A 17,184-nucleotide genomic window follows, 5' to 3' on the forward strand; every position below is an offset into this window, starting at 1 on the left:
AGAATTTCAGGAGTTGTGAAAAACTGAAGTTAACGTTAGATGGGTTTTGCATAAGCCCATATTTGTGCCGCGTTCTTCTCCATCCGCTGGTAAGCCACCATTGATTTGACGCAGGATGTCGTGACGCGCTGTTCTACGCCATGCCAATCCTGGTATGACGGCGGGCTTCCTCATCGACATGAATTGTTCGTGGCGGCTGGGATAGTATTAGGCGCGTTCCTCGATGCCGTGCTGGATGATGCGCAGCAGCAGATCCGACATCTCGTCGGGCGACTGCGGCGTGCCTTTCTCCAGCCAGTGCGACAGCATACCGAGCGCTCCCGACACGGCAAACAGGTACATATACTCCAAGCTGTCGGGAGTGCTCACGCCCTGCCTATCCGAAGGCTGAAGGTCGACGAGGTGCGCCAGCTCCATAATCTGCCGCTGGAATCCGCCGTCGCTCTCCTCGAGGAGCATGAGGAACACCTCGGCGTTGTCTTGTGCGTACTCGAGCACTTTGACCACGCTCGCCGTACGCGGCTTGTCGTCGGCCAGAAGATGCGCTTTCAGATCGGCAAGCGCATCGTTCTCGATACTCTGAAGCAGGTCATGAGGGTTGCGGAAGTGGGCGTAGAAGGTGCTTCGGTTCACGTCGGCCCGCTCGCAGAGCTCCTTGACGGAGATCTTGGAGACGGGGCGCTCCTGCACGAGCTGAACGAGCGCTTGGGTGAGTGCGCGCTTCGTGTACCGCACGCGGCGATCGACCTTCTCTGCGGCCACAACACACCTCCTAGTCGTCCTCGCCGTACATACAGCAGCGCGCTTTGCCGCTGTGTTTGGCGCGATAGAGCGCACGGTCGCTGCGTTTGACCAGTTCGTCAATGGGAAGGCAGGGGTCATCCGTCGTCGCGATGCCCGCGCTGCCGGAAAGCGCGACGGTGATCTCGCTGTGCGCGGATTCCAGCTGCAGCCGTTCGAGCGCTTCCTCAACCCGCTCGCGGGCATGCTCGGCTGCCGACCCGGCCAGCACCACGGCGAACTCGTCGCCGCCCCAGCGAATGACCTGGCCGTCGTCGAATGCATCTTTCAGCAAGTCGGCTGCGAACATCAGGGTGCGATCTCCCGCGTCGTGACCGTAACGGTCGTTAACCTCTTTGAACCCGTCGAGGTCGATCGTCGCGACCGCCAGCGGCGTGCGCTGCATGCCCGCCATGTCGCGCCCTGCGAACTGTTCATGGAAGAAGCGCCGATTGAACAGGCCTGTCATGTAGTCGGTTCGGGCGGCTTCGAGCACGCGTCGTTCCAGTTTCCGCTCGAGGGTGGTCTCGCGCGCGATGCGCATCTTTCCGGTCTTGTTGCCGAACACGTCCACAATGGGCGATTCGGCAGAAACGAATGTGCGCACCTTGCCGCCGATGCGCGCGGCGAATTCGCTCGTGCCGGGTCGTGCGATGTTGGAAGGATCCTCGCGCGCGACCAGTTCGACCGGCCAGGATTCCACGCGTTTTCCCACGACGAGTTCGGGGCGGATGCCGAACTGCTCCTCGGTGGCACGGTTCACATTGAGGACGATGCCGTCGGCATCCTCGATGGTCACGGCAAAGGGGATGGCGTTCAGCACGATGTCTAGCTCGTTGGCGATGTTGCCCAAAGCTGTGACGTCGTGGGCTATGCCCACGGTGCCCATGACGGTGCCATCCTCGTCGAAAAGGGGCGTCTTGTACGTTTTGAACTGGCGCATGCCCCGGGGCGTCTTCACCTGCTCGTCGAACAGACACGTGCGTCCGGCGCGCATCGTCTCTTCCTCCGACTCCAGGCACACGTACTCTCCGGTAGTGTATTCTTCTGGGCTGATATCCCAAATGTAGTAGTGGCCACGACCTTCGACCTGCTGCTTTGTCTTGTCGACGACGGAGCAGAAGGCGTCGTTCACCTTGAGATGCGATCCTGCGGCGTCTTTGAACCACACGAGATCGGGGATGGAGTCGATGGCGGTATCAAGGTAGGTGCGCGCGAGGTTCAGATCCGCGGCGGTTTCGGCGGCCTGCTGCAAGCGTCCGAATTCAAAGGCCAAGCGGGCCTCGTCGAGGGGGGTTGTCCATAGTGCGTCGATGAAGGTGAAGTCTTCGGACGTCCACGCGGCCGCATCAGAGGCGTCTGCGATGACGGCGACGGTCCCGAACCGGTCCATACGCTCGGCACGTCGCCGCTCTTGAAGTGCGCTGAGATCTGCGGCTGGGCGGAAGGCCTGCGGGTCATTTTCCGCGTCATGGGGCGCAAGCGAGCGCGCATCGACAACGGCGATGGAGCAGGAGCAGAATGCAGCGGCATCCAGCGCATCGCGACGTAAAACCTCGTGCTCGAATCGGTCGAGGGGCTTGATGCGCGCTATCGCTTCTGCGGTTTGGTCGTCGCAGCCGAACAGGCAAATACGCAGCGTTTTGCGATACACGATACCCCCCCCCTTCTATTTGAGCGGTTTACCCATTGTATCGCACGATCACTCTCGAAGGGGCCCGCATGCGCCGGTTTCGGGCCCATCTGTTTTCGATTCGACACGATATCCGATGCTTCGCAAGTGGATGCAACCGTCGGTTGCGTAAAATGAATACCGGACATGCTGGTGCAACGGGCGATGCAACCGTAGCCTGGGGGAGAGAGGAACGCATGACAGAGAAACCGAGAAAGGGATCGTTCATGAACGTCGAGATCGCCCAGCGCCTCGCAACGATGCGGCGCGAGAAGGGGTATAGCCAAGAGGAGCTTGCAGCGCAGTTGGGACTGTCGCGGCAGGCGATTTCGAAATGGGAGCGAGCTGAGTCGTCTCCCGACACGGGCAATCTTGTGGCGCTTGCCAAGCTCTACGGCGTGACCGTGGACGAGCTTCTGCGCGTGGAGGAGGACATCGAGGACGACGTGCGCTTCGAGGAGCGCGACCGAGATGCCGTCGAAGCGGGAGCGACGAGGGGTGCGCAGATTCAGGCGCAAGAGGCGGCCGTGCGCGCCAACGAGGCGGCGGTGCGGGCTGCCCAGGCTGCCGTGGCTGCTGCCCAGGCGCGTGCGACGGCAGAGCAAGCGCAGACGGAGTCCCTCGAGCAGGCGACGTCCTCCGGCAGATGTCGGCGACCGCCTGCCCACCTCCGCCATCCGGTCAGCCCGTCCAACCGCAGCCTCAGCAGCCGTATCGTGCGCAGCAGCCCGGCGCCGAGCACGACGCGGGCGGCCATCGAAAGCGCGGGCCGTGGACGACCTTCCCCTATCCGGTGCTGTGCGTCATCATATTCCTTGCGCTCGGCTTCCTGTGCGGCGTGTGGCATCCAGCGTGGATCGTGTTCCTCACCATTCCGCTGTACTACTGGATCGCCCACATCATCGAGAACGACCCGAACTATCGGGCCGATCAGCGCTAACGGAAGGCGGGGGCGGACATGACAAGGCTGACAAGGGAATCGACGACGAAGATAGCGCTGATCATCGTGCTCGGAGCGCTGGCGATCGGGCTTGTGGGGCTTGGCGGCTGGAGCGGCTGCTCGGCGTTCGGGGCACGGTTCGGAACGGCGACCGCGCAGGGGAGCGCGAGCATCGACGCTCAGGAGGTGGAAAGCCTCGACATCGGGTGGGGGGCGGGCGACGCGCGCGTGGTCGTGGTCGACGACGCCGATGCGAACGGCCGCATCGAACTGGTGGAGACGCTGGTGGGCAGCGCACCGCGCGGGCAGCAGATGCGCTGGGGTGTCTCGGGCGGCACACTGCATGTGGAGCAGGGCTCGGGATTCTCGTGCAGCGCGCTGTTTGGGCGGCGGGACCTCGAGGTGCGCATACCGAAGAGCGCGGCGGAGCGGTTCGACGCCGTCCGGCTCTCGGGCGCGTCGGGGTCGTTCTCGGCGGAGGGCATCGGCTGCCGCACGCTTGACGTGGAGCTGGCTTCGGGCGAGATGGATGTGCGCGGCATGCGGGCTGAGGATCTTGCGGTTGATGTGGCGAGCGGAAGGATGAACGTAGCAGGCGAGTTCGGCCGAAGCGTCCGCTTGAAGACGGCTTCGGGGGAGGCACGCGTATCGTGCGAGGGGGCGTGCCCACAGGATCTCGTGACCGAGGTGGCCAGCGGATCGGTCGTCGTGGCCTTGCCCGAAGACAGCGGGTTCACGGCGCGCGTCGACAAGGCGTCGGGGTCATTCAGAAGCGATTTCCCGTCATCGCAGGGCGGGGGCGTCGTGGGCGACGGTTCTGCCTCGTTCGACATCTTCATCGCGAGCGGCAGCTTCGCGATCGAGAAGAGCTAGGGGTTCAGCGCGGCCCGGCGTGCGGGCGGGCGCGGCGCGTGCGCACCGGGGCGCCCGACGGCGCAGACCGCGCGCATGCCGCATCCGCGCGGTTTCCGGCTGCGCGCCCGTCCCGCGCGGGGAGCGCGTGCAGGGGATCACCGTTCCCATGCGACGCACGAGGGCCGAGGGACGGCGATGCGCATCTCCTCGATCGGCCGGCCGTTCGCAGTGAGCGCGAACAGGACCACCTCGTCGCTGTCCTGGTTCGCCACGGCCAAGCGATCGCCGGCGGGGGAAAGCGAGATGTGGCGCGGCCCGCGCCCGCCCGATGGGTAGTCGGCCCGCGCCGATGCGCTCCCGCTCCCGTCGATGTCGAACAGCGCGATCCGGTCGCTGCCCCGCACCGATACGTACAGGCGGCTCCCGTCTGGCGAGAACGCAGGATGGGCCGCCAGAACCGCGCGGCCGCTTCGCGACGCGTCGCCGCGCGCCGTCGGCAGCTCCAGACGACCGATCCGCTTCCAGTTCAGCCCAGTCCGATCGAACCGGAACAGCAGTACGTCGTTCGCGAGTTCGTTCACGAGGGCGGCCACCGGAAGGCGCGGATGGAACGCGAGCATGCGCGGCCCCGAACCGCCGGGCACCCTCACGACCTCGGCCGGGGGCATGTCGAGCGCGCCCGCGGTCCCCGCTCGGTAGAGCGTGACGGTGTCGCAGCCCAGATCGACGACGGCGAGCAGGTCCGTTCCCGGGACGAAGCTCGCAGAATGCACGTGCGGCGCGCTCTGCCGCTCGCGATTCGGCCCGCCGCCCGCATGGTGCACGGACGGCAGTCCTCCGCGCGGATTTCCGTCGGATGCGAGCAGGCACAGGCCGACCGATCCGCTCTGGTAGTTCGCACCGTACAGGCAGCGCCCGTCCGGGTGGACGGCGACGAAGCACGTCCCGGCATCCGCCGGCGAAGAGCACGCGCCGCGGCAGACGAGCGATCCGTCGCCTTCGATCGCATAGGCGGCAAGGCAGCTCCGATCGTCCAGTTCGTGTGCGGCGTAGAGATGCCGTCCACGCTGTGCGACGAACGAGGGGTTCGGCGCCTTCCCCGCCTCGCGCACGATGCGCAGCGAGCCCGCCTCCTCGTTGAAGGCGAGCTCGAAGATGCCGCCGGCCCTGCCGTCCGTGTACGTTCCCGCGAACAGCGCCTGCTCAGACCTCTGCGCCGTCATGCCGCCTCCTGCGCGAGCTCCTGCTTGTCGAGTACCTTGAATCGCCGGTATAGGCGCAGCGTTGCCACCTTGTTCCACATCGTGATGAGCGGCCCCGTGAAGAACGCGGCGATGATGGTGAACACGCCGATGGGCCCGCCGGCTATGATGGCGATGATGGCCACCGTGATGTCCTGCGTCATGCGCACGGGCGTGTAGGTGAAGCGCGTGCGCGCCACGATGACGGGTGCGATGGCGTCGATGGGCGCCACGCCCATGCGCGTCTTGAGGTACAACGATACGCCCAACGTGAAGAAGAGCGTTCCGACTACGAGGTATACGCCTGCGCTCACGAACCCCGAGGGTTGCCAGGGAAGCAGGTGGTAGGCCCAGGTGAAGAACTCGATCAGATAGCCGACGGCCACCATGTTGATGATGGTGCCCAATCCAAGTTGGTATTTGTCGAACCTGAATACGGCTACGAGGATGATCAGGTTCACGATGAGCTGGAACGTACCGAAATCCATCCCGATGCGCGCGCTCAGCCCCAGGTTCATGGCCGTGAACGGATCGACGCCGACCCCTCCCACGCGGCAGATGGACGTGCCCAGCGCGATGCACACGATGCCCAGGCACGAGAACAGGAGCTTGCCCTTCAGGTTGTACGTGTGCTTCAAATCCAGCCACTTCGCCATGGCGCGGCGCTCCTCTCGTATCCGGTTCCCGCCGTTGCCCGAAGCCGATGCGAAGGCAGGTGCGATCGAGTCTCGCATAGGGCCCGGGGCTCGCAAGCTGCCCCTCGGCCCTCCGTTGCGCAGTTGTTAGCGGCTGGTGACGCGAACGTGCCGCTGCATGTGTCGTCTCGCCGTGCGCGTTAGAAGCGCTTCGCCCTTCCTGCACTCGGGTTCCGGGCATCTCGATCTCGCCTGGGCGCGCACGCCCTTCGGCGCGTCGGCACGCGTCTCGGTGGACGAGGCCTCGCCGGTGGAGTGCACGATCTCGTTCGGCCTGCTGGCAGGTCTGGCCGCACTCGTGCTGGGCTGCGCTGTTCCTACTGTTCGACCTGGGGCGCATCGACCGGGTGGAGGCTCTGTTCCTGCGTCCGTCGCCGACGTATCTGACGGTCGGTTCCTATGCGCTGGCGGCTTTGGCGCTTCTCGGAGCGTTTTTGGCGGCGGTGCGGTTCGCGTATCTGCCGTCCATCGTGCGTTCCGTCATGCGGGCGGCCGAAGCACTTTCGGTGTTGGTGGACATCGTGGTCATGCTGTACACGGGGTTGCTGCTGCAGGATGCGGCCGGTGTGGTGTTCTGGCATTCGCCCCTCGTCCCGGTGCTGTTCGCGCTGCCGTCGCTCTCGTGCGGTGCGGCCGTCCTGCCGATCGCCGCGTTCTTCGCGGAGCCGGACGAGCGGGTGAACCGCATGGCGCGAAGTAGCGCTGCCCTGCCTGCTATTGTTGTAGCTGATCACATGCCGTGCGCTCGTTTGCGACGTGCCGCTTCGCGGTACACCTCATCGTCGGTTCGCATCCCGATGACGATTACCAGCATCACCCCGTCGCGCTCTTCGAGCTTGTAGACGATGCGCACGCCATCGCGTTTGAGCTTCGCCTTGAGCAGGCCGGTGAGGTCGGTTCCTCCTTTGCTGCCGAGGGGCTTGCCGTAGCCGGGTTCGCTTCCGCTTGACGGGCGCGGGTTGGCTGCGATCTTGTCCAACGCTTTCAGGACGCGAAGGCGTACCGAGCCGTCGAGGCGACGAAGGTCGTCGAGCGCCTCGGGCAGGTACTCCCGGGCCCACGGCATTATTCGAGCTCCACGTCAGGAAGGGTATCGACGTCGACCTGCGTCACACCGAGCTCCTGCAGTAGCTGTTCATGCGTGAGGCGAGGCTCGCCTTCGTTTTTCGCAAGCCGTCCAAGCGCCTCCTGCAGGAGGTAGAGATTCTCCGAGTCCTCGGAGAGCCGGTCGTACTCTTCGGGAGAGACCATGACGGCGGCGGGAACGTTGTTCCTCACCACGATGACCGGCGCGCCTGTCCGCACCTGGTTGAAAGCGTGCCCTGCCTTACCTCGTGTGAAGTCACTGATGGGGATTATGTTGTTGAGAATGTCTGCTGCGTATCCCATACTGAACCCTTTCAAGATTTATGAATGAAAAAAAGATAGCAGATTTTCATCTATACTGCAACTTTGCGAAAAGGCGGTCGACCGTAGTTGAAACGAGAGTGTGTGCGAAGCGGGCAGTACCTTGATGGTGCCGAGCGACTTCAACGAGGCCTTCGTACCAGAGACGTCCGACAGGGAAGGCGGGCGCGAAGGCGAAGCCGGTTGAAGCAAAGGCGGAGTAGTCGAAGACCGCATCTTCTGGAATCCAACCCTCTCTTTAACGCGGGATCTCTTCGTCATGGCAAAAAATTCTCGGATTCGGAAGATCTGGGTTGCCCCACGGCGGTGTTCGAGAAGGCTCTCTAGCAAAGGACCAGGTCGCCCGAAAGAGCTTTATGCAAAGGTCGGGCGATTCTTCCGAATTCGAAGATTAGTTGCCATTCGTTGCACGATTCGGCGCGCACTGATGGCAGCACGCCCGCTCCTGGATGCCCCGCTTCGCGAAGCGCGTGGCCGAGAAGGCCCGCGAGCCCTTCTACCGCGACGCTGCTGCCTACCTGGGTGCGATCGTCACCGTAGGCTTGCGGCTTTCGCCGGCTGGATGACGCACGAGGGTTGGGAAATGGCGATGCTTGCCGCTTCGCGCAGAGCGCCGGACCCTTCGGCGCGTGCGACGGCCGTCCCGCAGGTCCGAAACCCCCTCCGCAACCAAAAATTTTCCGCCTCATCGTCCCAGCTAAACACAAGAATCAACAGCAAATCCCCACAGTTCGTAAAAATTTTTCTTGACTTGGCCTCGCTCCGCGTGTATTTTCGGAACTTGCGACTTTTTCGCAATTTTGCGGGTGCACATGAAGGAGGAAAAGCCTCGTGGCTCAAGGAAAAACGACTGATCAGACCAGGCTTTACAGGGATCGACGCTCGTTCGCGAAGATTCCGGACGTCATGGACGTCCCCAACCTGATCGCCATCCAGACGGACAGCTTCGAGTTCTTCAAGGGCGAAGGTTTAGCGCAAGCGTTCCAGGACATCAGCCCCATCGAGAACAACACCAAGGACATGTGCGTGGAGTTCGGCAAGCACGAGTTCGGCGAGCCGAAGTACACGGTGGACGAATGCAAGGAGAAGGACGTCTCCTACCAGGCGCCGCTCTTCGTCGAGATACGCTTCATCAACCGCGAGACGGGCGAGATCAAGGAGCAGGACGTCTTCATGGGCGACTTCCCGCTCATGACTCCGCGCGGCACGTTCATCATCAACGGCACGGAGCGTGTCGTCGTCTCCCAGCTCGTGCGCTCGCCGGGCGTCTACTTCGCCTCCGAGCGTGACAAGGCGTCCGACAAGACCCTGTACAACGCCAAGGTCATCCCCAGCCGTGGCGCATGGCTCGAGTTCGAAACCGACAAGCGCGACATCCTGTCGGTGCGCATCGACCGCAAGCGCAAGCAGCCGGCAACACTGCTCGTGCGCGCCCTCGGCCTGGCCGAGACGCGTGAGGAGATCATCGAGCTCCTTGGCAACTCCGAGATGGTGCTGCGCACGCTCGACCGCGATCCGGCCACCACGAAGGAAGAGTCGCTCATCGAGCTGTACAAGCGCTTCCGTCCCGGCGAGCCGCCCACCATCGACTCCGCCCGGACGCTGCTCGAGGGCCTGTTCTTCAACCCGCAGCGCTACGACCTGGCGAAGGTTGGCCGCTACAAGATCAACAAGAAGCTCGGCTTCGACCCGGATTACGAGGCGTCCACGCTCACCGACGAGGACATCGTGCGCACGATGCAGTACATCGTTGCGCTTCACGAAGGCGACGAGGGCGTCCAGACCGACGACATCGACCACTTCGGCAACCGTCGCATCCGCACGGTGGGCGAGCTCATCCAGAACCAGTTCCGCATCGGCCTGTCCCGCATGGAGCGCGTCGTGCGCGAGCGCATGAGTATGCAGGAGCCCGACGAGATCACGCCGCAGAGCCTCGTGAACATCCGCCCCATCGTGGCGGCCATCAAGGAGTTCTTCGGCTCCTCGCAGCTGTCCCAGTTCATGGACCAGACGAACCCCGCCGCTGGCATCACGCACAAGCGCCGCCTGTCAGCCCTGGGCCCCGGCGGCCTGTCCCGCGAGCGCGCCGGCTTCGAGGTGCGAGACGTCCACACGTCCCACTACGGCCGCATGTGCCCCATTGAGACGCCTGAAGGTCCGAACATCGGCCTCATCGGCTCGCTGGCAACCTACGCCCGCATCAACCCCTACGGCTTCATCGAGACGCCGTACCGCCGCGTCGTGGACGGCAAGGTGACCGACGAGATCGACTACCTCACCGCCGACGAGGAGGAGAACTACACGATCGCGCAGGCCAACGACCTGTTCAACCTCGAAACGCGCGAGTTCGGCACGTTCGACGAGAACGGCGAGTTCCACAAGGCGGCGCGCGTGCTGTGCCGCACGAAGGACGCATCCGGCACATTCGGAGAACCCGACGAGGTGCCGCCCGTGCAGGTGGACTACATGGACGTCTCCCCGCGCCAGATGACGTCGGTCGCGACTTCGCTCATCCCGTTCCTCGAGCACGACGATGCGAACCGCGCCCTCATGGGCTCGAACATGCAGCGTCAGGCCGTGCCGCTGCTGCGGCCGAACGCGCCGCTTGTGGGCACCGGCATCGAGCATCGCATCGCGGTCGACTCCGGCGAGATCCTCGTCGCCCAGAACTCGGGCATCGTGGACTACGTGGACGGCCAGACCATCATCATCTTGAACGACGACGGCGAATACGACGAGTATCTTATCCCGAAGTTCCAGCGTTCGAACCAGTCGGGCTGCATCAACCATCGTCCCATCGTTCGCAAGGGCGACGAAGTGCAGGCCGGAGACGTGCTTGCCGACGGCCCCAGCTGCGACGGCGGCGAGCTTGCGCTGGGCCAGAACCTCATGGTCGCCTACATGCCGTGGGAGGGCTTCAACTACGAGGACGCCATCATCGTGTCCGAGCGCGTGGTTGCCGAGGACCTGCTCACGTCCATCCACATCTCCGAGTACGAGGTGGATGCGCGCGACACGAAGCTGGGGCCCGAAGAGATCACCCGCGAGATCCCCAACATCTCCGACGACATGATCTCCGACCTCGACGCCGACGGCATCATCCGCGTGGGCGCCGAGGTGTTCCCGGGCGACGTGCTGGTGGGCAAGGTCACGCCGAAGGGCGAGACGGAGCTCACGGCCGAGGAGCGCCTGCTGCGCGCCATCTTCGGCGAGAAGGCCCGCGAGGTGCGCGACACGTCGCTCAAGGTGCCCCACGGCTCCGGCGGCCGCGTCATCGGCATGAGCCGCTTCAGCCGCGATGCCGGCGACGAGCTGGCCCCGGGCGTCAACGAGCTCGTGCGCATCTACGTGGCTCAGAAGCGCAAGGTGCAGCAGGGCGACAAGCTGTCCGGACGCCACGGTAACAAGGGCGTCATCTCCCGCGTGCTGCCGGTGGAGGACATGCCCTACCTCGCCGACGGCACCCCTATCGACGTCATCCTGAACCCGCTCGGCGTTCCGTCCCGTATGAACGTGGGACAGCTTTTGGAGAACCACCTGGGCTGGGCCGCGAAGTGGGGATGGTCCGACGAGGAGGAGACGGAAGAGGTTGTCGAAGGCCCCATGCATGTGGCCACGCCCGTGTTCGACGGCGCCACGGAAAAGGAGATCTCCGACGCCATCGAGAAGGCGAACCGTAATCTTATCAATTACAACCACTACAAGTATGGCGAGAAGGCGCGCGACGAGTTCGTGCCGCAGCTGTCCCGCACCGGCAAAACGTGGCTCTACGACGGCCGCACGGGCGAGAAGTTCCGCGAGCCCATCACGGTCGGCCAGAGCTACATCCTGAAGCTCGGCCACATGGTGGACGACAAGATCCACGCGCGCTCGACCGGTCCTTACAGCCTGATCACCCAGCAGCCGCTGGGCGGCAAGGCGCAGTTCGGCGGCCAGCGCTTCGGCGAGATGGAGGTGTGGGCGCTCTACGCCTACGGCGCCTCCAACGTGCTGCAGGAGATACTCACCGTGAAGTCCGACGACACCGCCGGCCGCGTCAAGTCCTACGAGTCCATCGTCAAGGGCGAGAACATCCCGGCCGCCGAGGTGCCCGAGTCCTTCAAGGTGCTGGTGAAGGAAATGAAGTCGCTCTGCCTGAATGTGGAGCTCGAGGGCCACGATCATCAGGCGATCGACGTGACGCGCGAGATCGACGGGCAGGAGGACGCCGACCGGGCGCTCTTCGAGGCCATCGCCGCCGACGCGCGCAAGACCGAAGAAGACGACGCGGCGAACGCGCTCGACAACATCGCCGCCGAGCTGGGAGAATTGATGGGCGATACCACGAACGAAACGAACGACCTCATCGGAGAAGGGGAGGAGCTGTAAATGACGACGGAATTCGACGTCACTAATTTCGACGCCCTGCGCATCTCCCTCGCCAACGCCGAGGACGTGCGCGGCTGGTCGCGCGGCGAGGTGAAGAAGCCCGAGACCATCAACTACCGCACGCTCAAGCCCGAGAAGGACGGCCTGTTCTGCGAAAAAATCTTCGGCCCGACGAAGGACTGGGAGTGCGCCTGCGGCAAGTACAAGCGCGTGCGCTTCAAGGGCATCGTGTGCGAGCGCTGCGGCGTGGAGGTCACGCGCAGCAAGGTGCGCCGCGAGCGCATGGGCCACATCGAACTGGCCGCGCCGGTCAGCCACATCTGGTACTTCAAGGGCTCGCCCTCGCGCCTGGGCTACCTGCTGGACATCCCGCCGAAGGAGCTGGAGAAAGTCCTGTACTTCGCGAGTTCGATCATCACGTCGGTGGACAAGGAGGCCCGCGAGGAGGATGCCGATGAGCTGCGCGACGAGCTGGCCGCCGACCTTGAGGAGCTGGACGCCGAGCGTGACCGCCTCATCGAGGCCACGCGTAAGCTGTCCGCGGACTACGTGCCCGAGGACGACGACTTCGTCGACGACGTGGACGAGGACGAGCGCATGAGCCCCGAGGAGGTCGACGAAGAGATCGCCGACATCTACGAGGAGTTCAACGAGCGCAAGGCCCTGCGCCAGGACGCGTTCGACGCCTTTATGAAGATCGAGCCGAAGCAGCTCGTGCCCGACGAGGCCCTGTACCGCGAGATGCGCCTGAACTACCGCGACTACTTCACGGGCGGCATGGGCGCCGAGTCCGTGCGCGATCTGCTGGACGCCATGGACCTGGCCGCGACGGCCGACGAGCTGCGCGACGTCATCGCCAACGGCAAAGGCCAGAAGCGCGCCAAGGCCATCAAGCGCCTCAAGGTGGTCGACGCGTTCCTGAAGTCCACGAACAAGCCCACGGATATGATCCTCGACGTCATCCCGGTGATCCCGCCCGACCTGCGCCCCATGGTGCAGCTCGACGGCGGCCGCTTCGCAACGTCGGACCTCAATGACCTGTACCGTCGCGTCATCAACCGCAACAACCGCCTCAAGCGCCTGCTGGACCTGGGCGCGCCCGAGATCATCGTCAACAACGAGAAGCGCATGCTGCAGGAGGCTGTCGACAGCCTGTTCGACAACGGCCGCCGCGGCCGTCCCGTCACGGGTCCGGGCAACCGTCCGCTGAAGTCGCTTTCCGACATGCTCAAGGGCAAGCAGGGCCGCTTCCGCCAGAACCTGCTGGGCAAGCGCGTCGACTACTCCGGCCGATCGGTCATCGTCGTCGGCCCGCAGCTCAAGCTGCACCAGTGCGGCCTGCCGTCGCAGATGGCGCTCGAGCTGTTCAAGCCCTTCGTCATGAAGCGCCTGGTGGAGCTTGAGTACGCCGCCAACATCAAAGCCGCCAAGCGCGCCGTCGACCGCGGCGCCAGCTACGTGTGGGACGTGCTGGAAGAGGTCATCACCGAGCACCCTGTGCTGCTGAACCGTGCCCCCACGCTGCACCGTCTGGGCATCCAGGCCTTCGAGCCGGTGCTCGTCGAGGGCAAGGCCATCAAGCTGCACCCGCTCGTGTGCACCGCCTTCAACGCAGACTTCGACGGCGACCAGATGGCCGTGCACGTGCCGCTGGGCGCCGAGGCGCAGGCCGAGGCCCGCGTACTCATGCTGTCCGCCAACAACATCAAGTCGCCGGCACACGGCCGTCCGCTGACCGTGCCCACCCAGGACATGATTATCGGCCTGTACTACCTCACGGCCGCTCGCGACGGTTTCGAGGGGGAGGGCCGCGCGTTCATCGACTTCGACGACGCCATGAACGCCTACGACGCCCGCGCCGAGCTCGACCTGCAGGCCAAGATCTGGGTGCGCCTTGCCAGGGACACGCAGGTGGCCACGGCCTACAACGTGTTCGAAGAGCACAAGGCCGGCGAGCGCATCGAGACGACTATCGGCCGCATCACGTTCAACAACGTGCTGCCCGAGGACTACCCGTACCTCAACTACGAGATGAACAAGAAGGAGATCAGCCGTCTCGTGGAGGACGTGTGCAACCGTTACGAGCTTTCCCGGGTGCCGGCAATTCTCGACGGCCTCAAGGACGCGGGCTTCCACTACGCCACGCGCGCCGGCGTCACCGTGTCGGTGTACGATGCCACCGTGCCGCCGAACAAGGCCGAGATCTTGGCGAAGGCTGATGCGAAAGTCGCCGCCATCGACGAGGACTACGAGATGGGTCTTATGAGCCCCGACGAGCGCCATAAGCAGGTCGTCGACATCTGGAACGCCGCCAACGAAGAAGTTGGCGATGCTATGGCCGAGAACTTCGACAAGTTCAACCCCATCTACATGATGGCGTTCTCCGGCGCTCGAGGCAACATCAAGCAGATCCGCCAGCTTGCCGGCATGCGCGGCCTGATGTCCGACCCGAAGGGCGAGATCATCGACCGACCCATCAAGGCGAACTTCCGCGAGGGCCTGTCGGTGCTGGAGTACTTCATCTCCACGCACGGCGCCCGCAAGGGTCTGGCCGACACCGCGCTGCGCACCGCCGACTCGGGCTACTTGACCCGCCGCCTGGTGGACGTGGCCCAGGACGTCATCATCCGCGAGATCGACTGCGGCACCGCCGATGGCGTGCCCTACCCGCTGCACAACGAGAAAGGCGATCTCGACGAGAACCTTATCGGGCGCTGCCTGCTCGAAGACGCCGTGGGCACGAATGGCGATGTCGTGTTGGCTGGTGACGAATACATCACTGCGATGAGCCAGCTTCAGGCTATGGAGGATGCCGGCGTGACCGAGGTCGTCATCCGCACGGTCATGACCTGCCACGCTGACCACGGCATCTGCCAGAAGTGCTACGGCTGGGATCTGGCCACGTCGCGTCCGGTGAACATCGGCACGGCGGTGGGCATCATCGCCGCTCAGTCCATCGGCGAGCCGGGCACGCAGCTCACCATGCGCACGTTCCACACCGGCGGCGTCGCCGGCGAGGACATCACCCACGGTCTGCCCCGCGTCCAGGAGCTCTTCGAAGCCCGCAAGCCCAAGGGCCTCGCCGTCCTCGCGGAGATCTCCGGCACGCTGCAGATCGCAGGCGACAAGCAGTCCAAGACCCTCACGATCCACGACCAGCAGGGCAACTACCGCGAGTACGTGGTGAGCGCCCGTGCCCAGATGGTGCCGGGTGTCGTGGACGGCTGCGAAGTGAAGGTGGGCCAGCAGCTCACCAAGGGCTCGGTGAACCCGCACGATCTCTTGCGCCTCACCGATCCGAACACGACGCTGCGCTACATCGTGAGCCAGGTTCAGGGCGTGTATGTGAGCCAGGGCGTGGACATCAACGACAAACACATCGAGGTCATCGCGCGCCAGATGCTGCGCAAGGTGGCCGTGCTCGACGCTGGCGATTCCGACTACTTGCCCGGCCGTCAGGTCAACCGCTTCGAGTTCGACAAGGCGGCGAACGAGCTTATCTCGGAGGGCAAGGAGCCGCCCGTGGGCCAGCCGCTGCTGTTGGGTATCACGAAGGCGTCGCTGGCCACCGACTCGTTCCTGTCGGCAGCTTCGTTCCAGGAGACGACAAAGGTTCTTACCGACGCCGCTATCGAGGGCAAGATCGACCATTTGGCCGGCCTCAAGGAGAACGTTATCATCGGCAAGCCCATCCCGGCTGGTACGGGTCTTGCGCGCTACCACGAGGTGGGGCTCACCTATAAGGGTCGTCCGGTCGCGGGCGTGCAGGGCGAGACGCTGCCCGACTTCGCCCCGGAGGCGCTTCGCGAGATCGAAGACCTGCTGCCGCAGCCGCAGGATTGGTCGCTCGACGACGGCTACCTCAACATGGGTTCGAACTATGGCAGCTACTACAGCGGGCTTTCGCTCGGACGCCGCGGACCGCAGCTGTCCGACGAGGATGCGCGCCTGTACATCTACGACGATCTGGGCGTGTCGCAGCGGTGGGCCAACAAGTTCAGCGAGGCGGGTATCGAGACGGTGGCCGACCTCGTGGGCCATACCGAAGAGGATCTGCTGCGAATCGAGGGCATCGGCGTGAAAGCCATCGAGGAGCTGAAGGAGGGTCTGGCCGAGCATGATCTTTCGTACATGATTGAAGACGACTTGGCCGCCACGAGCGACGATATGTCGCAGCTGCTCGACATGGTGTTTAGCCCAGACGACACCATCCTGATCGGCGGCGACGAGCCCCCTACCTTCAACACGGAGGGCGAGGACATGCTGGGCGAGGCCCTGCCGCCCCGCTCTTACCAGCGCAACCTGGAAGAGCTCGACGCGCTTCTGGGCTCGGTGGGGTCGCTCGGCTTCGGCCTGACCACGAAGGAGTCCGAGGAAGCGGCCAACGCCTCCGAAGACGACGAGATCGAGGAATAGCGGAAACTGGGGGCGCGCTGAGGCGCGCCCCTCTCTGTTGGGAGCCTTCGGAGCGGGGCTCGCCGGGCAACGCCCAGTCGCTCGGACGGTCCTGAGCTCGCGCGAACAGCCCGCCGGGCTGTTCGGCTCGTGCGGAACTCGCTTGGTGGGCACTGTCCGGCGAGCCCCTTCGCGAGTCTTCTGCAATCCTGGTCGGAGGCGGCACAAGCCGCCGAAACCGAAGGATCCCATGCGGCGACAGCAGGACGTGGCCCCCAACCTGCGAGAGGCGGTCAGGCCGGCTTTTGCTGGGCAGGGTTCAACTTGGAAGGGATAGCATGTCCGATAAAACCTATATACCCTCGGGCGAGGAGGCGCCTGCTTCGCAGATCGGGTCCACGCTCGAGGCGCTTGCGGCCACTATCGCGGGCCGGCGCGGAGCAGGAGAGGAAAGCTACACGTATCGCTTGCTTACGAGTTCGCCCGACGAGGTGCTGAAGAAGGTCATGGAGGAGGCGGGCGAGGTGGCGCTTGCGGCCAAGGACGTGGAGGCCTGGGCAACGTCGTCTTTGGCAGCGGCGCTTGCGGCGGCAGGAGCCGACGGCGCGGCCGACGAGTTGGCCGTACAGCTGCCGCCCGAATACGATGCAGCCATCGACCATTTGCGCTATGAGGCGGCCGACATGGTGTACCACCTGCTCGTCGTGCTTGAGCGCTACGGCATTGATCTCGATGAGTTCGCGGCGGAGCTCAACAACCGCATGACAGACGCCGAGCGTCCCAACGGCGGCGTCCGTTTGCATGAAGAGCATGTTGAGAGAGGAAAGTAAC

General features: G+C 64.4%; 12 protein-coding genes. 6 read left to right on the forward strand and 6 right to left on the reverse strand.

Annotated elements, in window-relative coordinates; translation table 11 throughout:
* Positions 1 to 207: 207 nt before the first annotated feature.
* Both ABGT83_RS00185 and ABGT83_RS00190 read right to left on the reverse strand, forming a co-directional pair.
* Entirely contained in the window at positions 208 to 762 is a 555-nt protein-coding gene (locus ABGT83_RS00185) for a TetR/AcrR family transcriptional regulator (protein ID WP_346685402.1), read from the reverse strand.
* 10 nt (positions 763 to 772) lie between these two features.
* Positions 773 to 2,434, reverse strand: coding sequence for a sensor domain-containing diguanylate cyclase (locus ABGT83_RS00190; protein WP_346685403.1), 1,662 nt, complete (start codon positions 2,432 to 2,434; stop codon positions 773 to 775).
* A gap of 245 nt (positions 2,435 to 2,679) precedes the next feature.
* Here ABGT83_RS00190 and ABGT83_RS00195 point away from each other — a divergent pair, with 245 nt between their 5' ends.
* A complete protein-coding gene (locus ABGT83_RS00195) occupies positions 2,680 to 3,414 on the forward strand; it encodes a helix-turn-helix transcriptional regulator (protein ID WP_346685405.1) in 735 nt (244 codons plus the stop codon).
* Complete coding sequence (locus ABGT83_RS00200; protein WP_346685406.1) at positions 3,411 to 4,265, forward strand: DUF4097 family beta strand repeat-containing protein; 855 nt, start codon at positions 3,411 to 3,413, stop codon at positions 4,263 to 4,265. Before ABGT83_RS00195 ends, ABGT83_RS00200 begins: the two co-directional genes overlap by 4 nt.
* 137 nt (positions 4,266 to 4,402) lie before the next feature.
* Here the strand turns inward: ABGT83_RS00200 and ABGT83_RS00205 are convergent, their stop codons facing one another.
* Both ABGT83_RS00205 and ABGT83_RS00210 read right to left on the reverse strand, forming a co-directional pair.
* Positions 4,403 to 5,470, reverse strand: a complete 1,068-nt coding sequence (locus ABGT83_RS00205) for a lactonase family protein (protein ID WP_346685408.1) — start codon at positions 5,468 to 5,470, stop codon at positions 4,403 to 4,405.
* Positions 5,467 to 6,144 carry a YczE/YyaS/YitT family protein gene (locus ABGT83_RS00210; RefSeq protein ID WP_346685409.1) on the reverse strand — a complete coding sequence of 226 codons (678 nt, stop codon included), beginning with the start codon at positions 6,142 to 6,144 and terminating at the stop codon, positions 5,467 to 5,469. The genes ABGT83_RS00205 and ABGT83_RS00210 overlap by 4 nt, the downstream gene beginning before the upstream one ends.
* A gap of 386 nt (positions 6,145 to 6,530) precedes the next feature.
* On the opposite strand from ABGT83_RS00210, the gene nrfD reads away from it, so the two are divergent.
* On the forward strand, positions 6,531 to 7,025 hold the full coding sequence (nrfD, locus tag ABGT83_RS00215; protein WP_346685411.1) for an NrfD/PsrC family molybdoenzyme membrane anchor subunit: 495 nt from the start codon (positions 6,531 to 6,533) through the stop codon (positions 7,023 to 7,025).
* Here the strand turns inward: nrfD and ABGT83_RS00220 are convergent.
* Together ABGT83_RS00220 and ABGT83_RS00225 are read right to left on the reverse strand one after the other, a co-directional pair.
* Positions 6,914 to 7,249, reverse strand: a complete 336-nt coding sequence (locus tag ABGT83_RS00220; protein ID WP_346685413.1) for a type II toxin-antitoxin system RelE family toxin — start codon at positions 7,247 to 7,249, stop codon at positions 6,914 to 6,916. The two genes, nrfD and ABGT83_RS00220, sit on opposite strands and share 112 nt — an antisense overlap.
* Positions 7,249 to 7,572 (reverse strand): type II toxin-antitoxin system prevent-host-death family antitoxin, encoded by a 324-nt coding sequence (locus ABGT83_RS00225; protein WP_346685414.1) that lies wholly within the window; start codon positions 7,570 to 7,572, stop codon positions 7,249 to 7,251. Before ABGT83_RS00225 ends, ABGT83_RS00220 begins: the two co-directional genes overlap by 1 nt.
* Before the next feature lie 849 nt (positions 7,573 to 8,421).
* Between ABGT83_RS00225 and ABGT83_RS00230 the strand changes: the two genes are divergently transcribed.
* The 3 genes from ABGT83_RS00230 (at position 8,422) to ABGT83_RS00240 (ending at position 17,183) form a co-directional block, all read left to right on the forward strand.
* On the forward strand, positions 8,422 to 11,958 hold the full coding sequence (locus ABGT83_RS00230; RefSeq protein ID WP_103264085.1) for a DNA-directed RNA polymerase subunit beta: 3,537 nt from the start codon (positions 8,422 to 8,424) through the stop codon (positions 11,956 to 11,958).
* Positions 11,959 to 16,374 (forward strand): DNA-directed RNA polymerase subunit beta', encoded by a 4,416-nt coding sequence (locus tag ABGT83_RS00235; RefSeq protein WP_103264086.1) that lies wholly within the window; start codon positions 11,959 to 11,961, stop codon positions 16,372 to 16,374.
* A gap of 317 nt (positions 16,375 to 16,691) precedes the next feature.
* Positions 16,692 to 17,183 carry a phosphoribosyl-ATP pyrophosphatase gene (locus tag ABGT83_RS00240; RefSeq protein ID WP_346685416.1) on the forward strand — a complete coding sequence of 164 codons (492 nt, stop codon included), beginning with the start codon at positions 16,692 to 16,694 and terminating at the stop codon, positions 17,181 to 17,183.
* Position 17,184: the final 1 nt, after the last annotated feature.

The organism is Enteroscipio rubneri (assembly GCF_963929405.1).
Classification (GTDB): domain Bacteria; phylum Actinomycetota; class Coriobacteriia; order Coriobacteriales; family Eggerthellaceae; genus Enteroscipio; species Enteroscipio rubneri.

Coding starts and splice junctions, on each gene's coding strand:
- ABGT83_RS00220 (WP_346685413.1), bottom strand. CDS start 7,249: ATGCCGTGGGCCCGGGAGTACCTGCCCGAGGCGCTCGACGACCTTCGT.
- ABGT83_RS00225 (WP_346685414.1), bottom strand. CDS start 7,572: ATGGGATACGCAGCAGACATTCTCAACAACATAATCCCCATCAGTGAC.
- ABGT83_RS00235 (WP_103264086.1), top strand. CDS start 11,959: ATGACGACGGAATTCGACGTCACTAATTTCGACGCCCTGCGCATCTCC.
- ABGT83_RS00210 (WP_346685409.1), bottom strand. CDS start 6,144: ATGGCGAAGTGGCTGGATTTGAAGCACACGTACAACCTGAAGGGCAAG.
- ABGT83_RS00205 (WP_346685408.1), bottom strand. CDS start 5,470: ATGACGGCGCAGAGGTCTGAGCAGGCGCTGTTCGCGGGAACGTACACG.
- ABGT83_RS00200 (WP_346685406.1), top strand. CDS start 3,411: ATGACAAGGCTGACAAGGGAATCGACGACGAAGATAGCGCTGATCATC.
- ABGT83_RS00195 (WP_346685405.1), top strand. CDS start 2,680: ATGAACGTCGAGATCGCCCAGCGCCTCGCAACGATGCGGCGCGAGAAG.
- ABGT83_RS00240 (WP_346685416.1), top strand. CDS start 16,692: ATGTCCGATAAAACCTATATACCCTCGGGCGAGGAGGCGCCTGCTTCG.